At 61.9% G+C, this 7429-nt stretch carries 7 protein-coding genes, 2 pseudogenes and 1 other annotated feature; of the genes and pseudogenes, 7 read left to right on the top strand and 2 right to left on the bottom strand.

What is annotated here, in order from left to right:
* Both B8460_RS14855 and B8460_RS14850 read left to right on the top strand, forming a co-directional pair.
* Window positions 1-970 (top strand): annotated as a pseudogene (locus tag B8460_RS14855) (IS3 family transposase); the annotation flags it as partial.
* Window positions 23-139, top strand: a sequence feature (AL1L pseudoknot). It overlaps the preceding pseudogene by 117 nt.
* Before the next feature lie 40 nt (window positions 971-1010).
* Window positions 1011-1307, top strand: a pseudogene (locus tag B8460_RS14850) (transposase); the annotation flags it as partial.
* 12 nt (window positions 1308-1319) lie between these two features.
* Here the strand turns inward: B8460_RS14850 and B8460_RS14845 are convergent.
* Complete coding sequence (locus B8460_RS14845) at window positions 1320-2720, bottom strand: acyl-CoA dehydrogenase family protein (protein WP_048862387.1); 1401 nt, start codon at window positions 2718-2720, stop codon at window positions 1320-1322.
* 20 nt (window positions 2721-2740) lie between these two features.
* Window positions 2741-3376, bottom strand: coding sequence for a helix-turn-helix transcriptional regulator (locus tag B8460_RS14840; RefSeq protein WP_048862386.1), 636 nt, complete (start codon window positions 3374-3376; stop codon window positions 2741-2743).
* A gap of 346 nt (window positions 3377-3722) precedes the next feature.
* Here B8460_RS14840 and B8460_RS14835 point away from each other — a divergent pair, with 346 nt between their 5' ends.
* The 5 genes from B8460_RS14835 to B8460_RS23785 form a co-directional block, all read left to right on the top strand.
* Window positions 3723-4655, top strand: coding sequence for a LysR substrate-binding domain-containing protein (locus B8460_RS14835; protein ID WP_084623694.1), 933 nt, complete (start codon window positions 3723-3725; stop codon window positions 4653-4655).
* Between the two features lie 111 nt (window positions 4656-4766).
* A complete protein-coding gene (locus B8460_RS14830; RefSeq protein ID WP_048862385.1) occupies window positions 4767-5621 on the top strand; it encodes a hypothetical protein in 855 nt (284 codons plus the stop codon).
* 59 nt (window positions 5622-5680) lie between these two features.
* Complete coding sequence (locus tag B8460_RS14825; protein WP_048862391.1) at window positions 5681-6658, top strand: aldo/keto reductase; 978 nt, start codon at window positions 5681-5683, stop codon at window positions 6656-6658.
* 43 nt (window positions 6659-6701) lie between these two features.
* On the top strand, window positions 6702-7082 hold the full coding sequence (locus B8460_RS14820) for a hypothetical protein (protein WP_048862384.1): 381 nt from the start codon (window positions 6702-6704) through the stop codon (window positions 7080-7082).
* A gap of 91 nt (window positions 7083-7173) precedes the next feature.
* Window positions 7174-7429 (top strand): DNA-3-methyladenine glycosylase (locus tag B8460_RS23785; RefSeq protein WP_148360626.1); only part of this gene is annotated, 256 nt, incomplete at its 3' end.

Genomic DNA, 7429 nt, shown 5'->3' with positions numbered 1-7429 from the left:
ACGAGATCCTGCGCAAGGCGTCGGCCTATTTTGCGGCGGCGGAGCTCGACCGCCGGTTCAAACCATGAAAGCCTTCATCGACGATCACCGCGAGGCATACGGGGTCGAGCCGATCTGCAAAGTGCTGCCGATCGCCCCGTCCACCTATCACGCGCACGCCGCCAAGCGTTGTGACCCTATGAAGCTGTCGACGCGTGCAAAGCGGGACATGGCGTTGAAGCCCGAGATCAGCCGCGTCTTTGCCGAGAACTTCGAGGTGTATGGCGGGCGCAAGGTGTGGCGGCAGATGGTGCGCGAGGGCTTCGGTGTCGCGCGTTGCACCGTCGAACGCTTGATGGCTGAGCTCGGCCTGCAGGGCGTCATCCGTGGCAAGCCGGTGCGCACCACCGTGCAGGACAAGGCGGCGCCGTGCCCGCTCGACCACGTGAACCGGGTGTTCCATGCGCCTGCGCCAAACCGGCTGTGGCTCTCGGACTTCACCTATGTCTCGACCTGGTCGGGCTTCGTCTACGTGGCCTTCGTGATCGACGCCTACGCTCGCAGGATTGTCGGCTGGCGGGTCAGCAGGACTGCCCATGCAGCCTTCGTGCTGGATGCCCTGGAGCAGGCGCTGCACGAACGACGCCCCACCCACAAGGCCGGCGTCGTGCATCACTCGGACCGCGGCGCGCAATACGTCAGCATCCGCTACACTGAGCGGTTGGCCGAGGCAGGTATCGAGCCTTCCGTCGGCAGCGTTGGAGACTCGTATGACAACGCGCTCGCCGAGACGATCAACGGTCTCTACAAGGCCGAGGTGATCCATCGGTGCGGACCATGGCGCAGCTTCGAGGCAGTCGAGCTCGCCACCCTGACCTGGGTCGACTGGTTCAACCATCGCAGGCTGCTCGAGCCTATCGGCAACATCCCGCCAGCCGAAGCCAAGGAACGCTACTACGCCAAGCTCGACGAGCGCAGGCTGGCAGCTTAACTCAAACCAAAATGCCTCCGGCAAACCCGGGGCAATTCACCTGGTCCCCGAGCTGCGCCCCGGCGACGTCGTCGTCATGGACAACCTCGGCAGCCGCAAGGGCGCCGGGGTCAGGCCGGCGATCGAGGCTGCCGGCGCCAGCCTGCTCTACCTCCCGCCCTACAGCCCCGACTTCAACCCGATAGAGAACGCCTTCGCCAGACTGAAATCCGCGCTCCGGACGGCGGCAGCGCGCAGTGTCGAAACGCTGTGGGACGCTATCGGAGGGCTGATCGCAACCTTCACGCCGTCAGAGTGCGCGACCTACTTCGCCGCTGCCGAATACGATCCAGAATGATCGGCTACCGCTCTAGTCGGCCGCTTGGGATTTGGACCGTGAACTTGGTCTTTGACTGTGTCGCGCGTCAGCCCGGTCTGCGGGTAATCCATTTTGCGGTGCGACAAGTGTCCCAGCGCCTTCCATCGACTTCTTGAAGGCTATGGGTTTGGAATCGGCAATCGCCCTGGGATCGAACGCATCGTCCAGCATCACGCCCCAGATCTTCCGCATCTGCATCCCGATATTGCCGGCGTCATAAAGGGGAAACACGGCGGCCTCACGCAGGTATTTTTCCACCGGATGAGCTTTGTCCAGTGCATTGACGCCCATGGCCTGCATGAGCCGGAAGACGGCGTTGAAAAGCGTCTCACCACAGAAGACCTTGGACATCGCGCCAACCGCGTGACCGTCGGAGTCATAAAGATCCAGGTAGTGCGCCGCCTTCCAGGAAAACGCGCGGCACGCCTCGATCCTCATCGCCACTTCGGCCAGCAAGTAGCCAACAGCCTGATGCTGAATGATCGGCGCATTGCCACCGGCAGTATAGGTTTTAGCCCACTTTAGCACATATTCATATGCCGAGCGAGCGACGCCTACGGCGGCGATCGCGGCGACCGGCCCAGACCAGGTGAACGCCTTGCTGATCACCAGATCGCCATTGCCGATCGCGAAGGCGTTCTCCGCCGGGACGCGGCAATTCTCGAAGACGATGGAGTTGTTCTGGCACAAGCGGTGGCCGAGTTTGGAAATGGGCTGCTTGTAGGTGATGCCCGGCGTGCCGCGGGGCACGACGATTGCGCTAAGTCCCGTCTTGCCGCCCTGCGTCGGTTCCGTCCGCACGATGCAGACATTGACGTTGGCGCCTTTGAGGTCCCAACCTCCGGCGTTGCAGGGCCAGTGCTTGGTGCCATTGAGCACGTATTCGCCGCGCCCTTTGTCCAGCTCTGCGACCAACCCCATGCCATTCGGATACGCACCGGGATGGTCGAAATTGGCGGTTCCGCCCGGCGTGCCCGCCGCCTCGCTCACCGTCCAGCCGGCGATGTATTCGCCACGCGGATCGCTCGTCGCTTCGCCCAACCACCTCCGCTTCTGCTCTTCCGAGCCGAACCAGGCGACGGGCATCAGCGCCAGGCCGTTCACCAGTAGGATCGTCGCGAAGCCGGGATCGACAGCGGTGATCTCCTCAGCCACGATTTGCAGATCCACGTTGCTGACGCCGCCCCCGCCATACTGCTTAGGCAGGAAGCCCATTGCGAAACCGAGCTTGTGACATTCGACGTAGGCGCCTTTGAGCATCTGAAACGCTTTCTGCGTATCCGGCTCCTCGTCAGCGGTCTTGACCAGCGGCTGGAGGATCTCGACCGCGAACTCCCGCGCATTCCGCTGCAGCCTTTGTTGCGCAACGGTCAGGGTGAAATCGATGGCCATGGCAGCGACGCTCCTCTGATCTATGCAGGCGGAACGAACCGAAAGCGGCAGGACTCATCGCCGCGCTGGACGCAGGCCTGGTGCTCGACCTCGGCGCCCATCAGCCCGGACAGAAAACCGATGTCGAAACGGCAGACCTCTGGATAGTCTTTCGACAGGTCGTGATACACGCAATTCTTGCATTCGACGCGCGGCAACTTGTCAGGCCCATCGGCCGATGTGGTTCTGGCAATGAACCCGGTCTCATTCATTATCTTGACGATTTCTTCGATGCGCTCGGCGCGGTTCTTTCCGACTAGGCGTGGGATCAGCCCCGACGACAGCTTGACGCCGAGATCATACATGAATTGAGCCACCTGCTCCTCCCCGACCTGCTGGCGCAGAGTCTGAATGAGCAGCTTTGAGAACCAGGAATATTGCTTGGGAAACGAATTGGTGCCCGCCTCCGTCAGCACATAGACGTTCTGCGGGCGGCCGCCGCTCTTGCGCGGAACGGTTCTCTGAACAAAGCCCTCGCGCTCCAACGCCATCAGGTGCTGGTTAATGGCGGTTCGGCTTAGGCCGACAGAGACGACCAATTCGTCCAATGTTACGCCCGACTTGTGTTCCATGAGTTGGTTGAGAACATCCTGCTGACTGCCTCCGACCGGCGCCATTCAATATGCCCTTCCTGTCCGCCGCCGGGCGACGGCGCCATGCGATCCCTGAACTCGACGCCGCTGCGAGCCACTCTCTGCTTTGTCGAAGAAAGGCCCTTGACGGGTTTTAGCTATTACAATAGTTATAACAAACGGAAGCAAGCTTGTCAAGCGCGGGAGGCCGTCTCATGACGACGTCAAGCGAGAACTTCCGCGGCATTACGCGGGCATTCCTCGGAGGCCCAGGGCACCAAACCCGGGCACTGCCGTCGCAGACAGGCGAGGCTGCGACACTCCGCACCATGAACCCTGGCCGACCTGCGGCCTGCTCCCTGCGGAATGAGCGAAGCGGAGGCGGCCTACCATGAGAGCGCCGCAGCATCTCAACTCGCTGCGCGCCCTTGAGGCTGCGGCCCGGCATCTCAGCTACGTCGCTGCTGCTGTCGAGCTCTGCGTGACACCAGCCGCGGTAGGGCAGTTGATACGAGGGCTGGAGGACAGCCTTGGGGTCAATCTGTTTCACAGATCACGGTCGGGCCAGGCGCGACTAGTCCTCACCGACACCGCGCGGACTGCAGTTCCCGACCTACAAGCGGGCTTCGACCACCTGGCAATAGCACTTGAACGGCTGCGGACGGCGAACGCTTACGAAATCATTACCGTCGGCGTTCCCCGCGCCTTCGCGGACAAGTGGCTGCTGCCCAGAATAAATCGGTTTCGCGAACAGCACAGCCAATATGACCTACGCGTCGACACGAGTGCCTCGGGGCAGGAGACCCCTTCAGGTCGAGCGTATATCGGAGTACGATATGGCCAGGGTCAATGGAATGGATGGGAGTCAGTGTTCCTTCTTGATGACCCCGTATTTCCTGTTTGCCATCCCAAACTGGTGGCCAGGAAGCCGCCACCTGTGTGTGCTGAGGATCTGCGCAGCGTTCCCCTGATTCACGACGCGTCCATGGCATCGGAGATTGGGTTTCCAAGCTGGCGCACCTGGTTGAAGAACGCTGGCATCGACGGGATCGATAGCGAGCGAGGAATCCATATCGACGACCCGGCAGCCGTTGTCGCCGCGACCGTTGCGGGGAGCGGTGTCGCCCTCGGCCGCAGCGCCCTCGTCGCGGGCGATCTTGCCGAGGGTCGCTTGATCCGTCCTTTTGGCCCACCGCTCAGCCATGTCTTCGGCTATTACGCAGTGCATCGGCCCGATCACGCCGGCCGAGCGGCGGTTATCGCCTTCCGCGACTGGTTGATAGACGAAGCTCGGACAGCTGACGGGCCGTCAGCTCAGAAGTGAAGTTTTCCTATTCCGTGCGCTCAGATCATCTCCGTTGCGACGGAGCACCTTGGCGCGCGAAGTGGTGCGGTTCCTACTGATCACGTGTAGCCGCAACGAGACGGGTTGGACATGAAGCTTGCGAGAGAAGCTGCGCTGTTCTACGGCAATCCGTCCGATATCAGCGTCGTGACGATCCCGTTTGCGCGCGGTCGAGGCGCACGTCTTACGGTCGCCGGAACGGATCGCGATGCGCGTGCGCGGTGCAGCGTCAGACAGGCCCAGACTTACCCCGATTCATCCGGCCTGGACAAGATCGCCGCCGGCACGATGGCGATCTCCATGCCACGGCAAGCGACGCTGGGTCTGCTGCTTGGCGCCACGCTGCCGTTGGTGCGTCACGGCTGTCCCGCGCTGCGGCCACTTTGGGCAGACGAGGCAATGCAACGCGCCCTCGATACGGTGCGCCTGATTGCGACTCTGGCGCGCCGGGCGCCGGTTTGCGGCGCCGATCACATCCTGACGAAGGCCGAGTTCCAAATCGCGGGCGAGCTCGCCGCCGCTTATCGCGCGCTCGACTATCGCGACGACGCCGAACCGCGGTCGTGTTCGGAAGGGCTGCGTACGGTCGTGCGCGACCTCGTGGAACTCTTCGCTCCAATCGCCGGCTCCGTGCGTCTGTACACCACCATTGAGCGGCTTTCCCTTCCTGCGTTTCGCTGCCGTGCGCTGACGCTGGCAGCAAGCAAGCTCGTGGTATCCGCCCTGTGCACCGATCTGATTGACTCCAAGAACCTGACGATGCGCGTGTCGCTTTGTCGACCGCGACGTGGAGTGGCACGCCTGGCTATCGCGGACAACGTCAGCGACCCGGCGCGCGCGGCGGACGAGATCGTCAGCGATCTCGCAGCGCTGCTCGAAGGTGATCTGACGCTCCACGCAAATCCCGGCGGCGGAGTCGCAACCGAGCTGAGATTTCCGATCTGATGCAGGCAACCCTGTGCAAAATCCGCACGGGTGCGCCTGTCTGTCTCGAGGAGGCGATCATGGCGAACTTCGATACGCTCCGCTACACGAAGATTCCCCTCATTCACGGATCTGGCGCCATCCCCGCCGTCGGATTTGGGACGTTGATCCCCGATCGTCTCGCGACCGGGCGGGCCACGAAAGCCGCATTGGAAGTCGGCTTTCGGCATCTCGATTGCGCTGAGCGGTATCGCAATGAAGATGCTGTAGGCGATGCGGTGCAGGTCGTGATCAACGCAGGCATGATCCGGCGAGAGGACATCTTCGTCACCACGAAATTATGGAACACGAACCATCGGCCTGAACGGGTCAAATCCGCCATCGACGCAAGTCTTCGGCGACTCGGGCTCGATTATATCGACTGCTACCTCATCCATACCCCTTTCGCCTTCCAACCCGGCGACGAGCAGGACCCGAGGGACGGGCGCGGGCAAGTCATATACGATAACGAAGTGACGCTGATCGAAACGTGGCACGCGCTCGAGCGCCTCGTCGATGACGGTCGCTGCAAAGCGATCGGGCTGTCTGACGTCACGTTGGAGAAAGTCCAAGAGGTCATCACGGCTGCGCGGATCAAGCCCGCCGTCGTGCAGGTCGAATCTCATCCATACCTCCCTGAATGGGAGCTGCTCGACTTTTGTCGGGAACAGGGGATCGTACTGCTTGCGTTTGCCGCTCTGGGACACGGCATGAGTCCGAATGTCCTGAATGACCCTGTGATCACGGGTATTGCGGAACGCATCAGCAAGACGCCGGCTCAGGTTGCGCTCGCCTGGGCTGTCCAACGCGGAACTGCTTTCCTGACCACCTCAACCAAACATACCTACATTCAAGAGAATTTCGAAATATCGGCCCTGCCGGAAGATGCCATGCGGGAAATCCGGGAAAGCATAAGGTTGAATGTGCGGTTCAACGACGTCGTGAAGACCGGCGTCCCCGGCTTCATTTCAAGAGCACGTGAGGTTCCTTCGCCGGGATCTGCGGCCGACGTGCCATGATACGAAGCGGCTGGACCTTGATGAACAGAACAGGAGCTGGAACATGGATAAGAACGTGATCCGCGAGGCGCTCGAACGCCACTGGCGCGCGTCCGATGCGAATGATTCCGATCTCGAGCATGACATACACCGACAGGGCGCGGTGCTCGAATACCAGCAATCGGGTGAGCGAATCAGAGGTCACGACAATATCCAGGCCTCACGCGTTGCGCAGCCGAACGCGAAACGCTTCAAAGTGCAGCGCGTCGTCGGCGCGGGCGACCTCTGGATCACGGAGTCCGTCCTCACGTATGACGGTCGGCCATCTTACTCGGTGAGCATCCTGGAGATCCTCGACGGCCGGGTGGCGCGCGAAACCCAATACTTCAGAGAGCCGTTCAAGCCCGGAGCTTCGCGCGCCCATCTGGTCGAGCGAATGGGATGAGACCGGCACCGGAGTAGCGCGCCTGCGCCGACTTGACCGGGCAGATATTGCCGTCGATTCCACCCAGCTCCGGCGCTTTCTCATCGGCAAAATGCTCCTGCGCGTATTTGCTGAGGGGGTGGCGGCCGACCGTATTGTCGAGACCGAGGCCTACGGCATCGGCGATCCCGCGGCGCATGCCTATCGCGGAAGTACCCAGCGCAATCATGCGCTTTTCCTCGAGCGCGGGCACGCCTACGTCTACCTCGCCTACGGCATCTCGTTCATGCTCAACGTTTCCAGCGAAGCGCCAGGTGAACCGCCCCAGGTTTGCCGGAGGCCCCGACTCCTGAGAGGAAGGGGCCATG

Origin of the sequence: Acidisphaera rubrifaciens HS-AP3 (assembly GCF_000964365.1) — a bacterium.
Taxonomy (GTDB): domain Bacteria; phylum Pseudomonadota; class Alphaproteobacteria; order Acetobacterales; family Acetobacteraceae; genus Acidisphaera; species Acidisphaera rubrifaciens.
This window is presented reverse-complemented; position numbering and strand designations above follow the sequence as displayed.

Excerpts from the sequence above, each read along its gene's own strand:
- B8460_RS14845 (WP_048862387.1), bottom strand. The coding sequence starts at position 2,720 with ATGGCCATCGATTTCACCCTGACCGTTGCGCAACAAAGGCTGCAGCGG.
- B8460_RS14840 (WP_048862386.1), bottom strand. The coding sequence starts at position 3,376 with ATGGCGCCGGTCGGAGGCAGTCAGCAGGATGTTCTCAACCAACTCATG.
- B8460_RS14835 (WP_084623694.1), top strand. The coding sequence starts at position 3,723 with ATGAGAGCGCCGCAGCATCTCAACTCGCTGCGCGCCCTTGAGGCTGCG.
- B8460_RS14830 (WP_048862385.1), top strand. The coding sequence starts at position 4,767 with ATGAAGCTTGCGAGAGAAGCTGCGCTGTTCTACGGCAATCCGTCCGAT.
- B8460_RS14825 (WP_048862391.1), top strand. The coding sequence starts at position 5,681 with ATGGCGAACTTCGATACGCTCCGCTACACGAAGATTCCCCTCATTCAC.
- B8460_RS14820 (WP_048862384.1), top strand. The coding sequence starts at position 6,702 with ATGGATAAGAACGTGATCCGCGAGGCGCTCGAACGCCACTGGCGCGCG.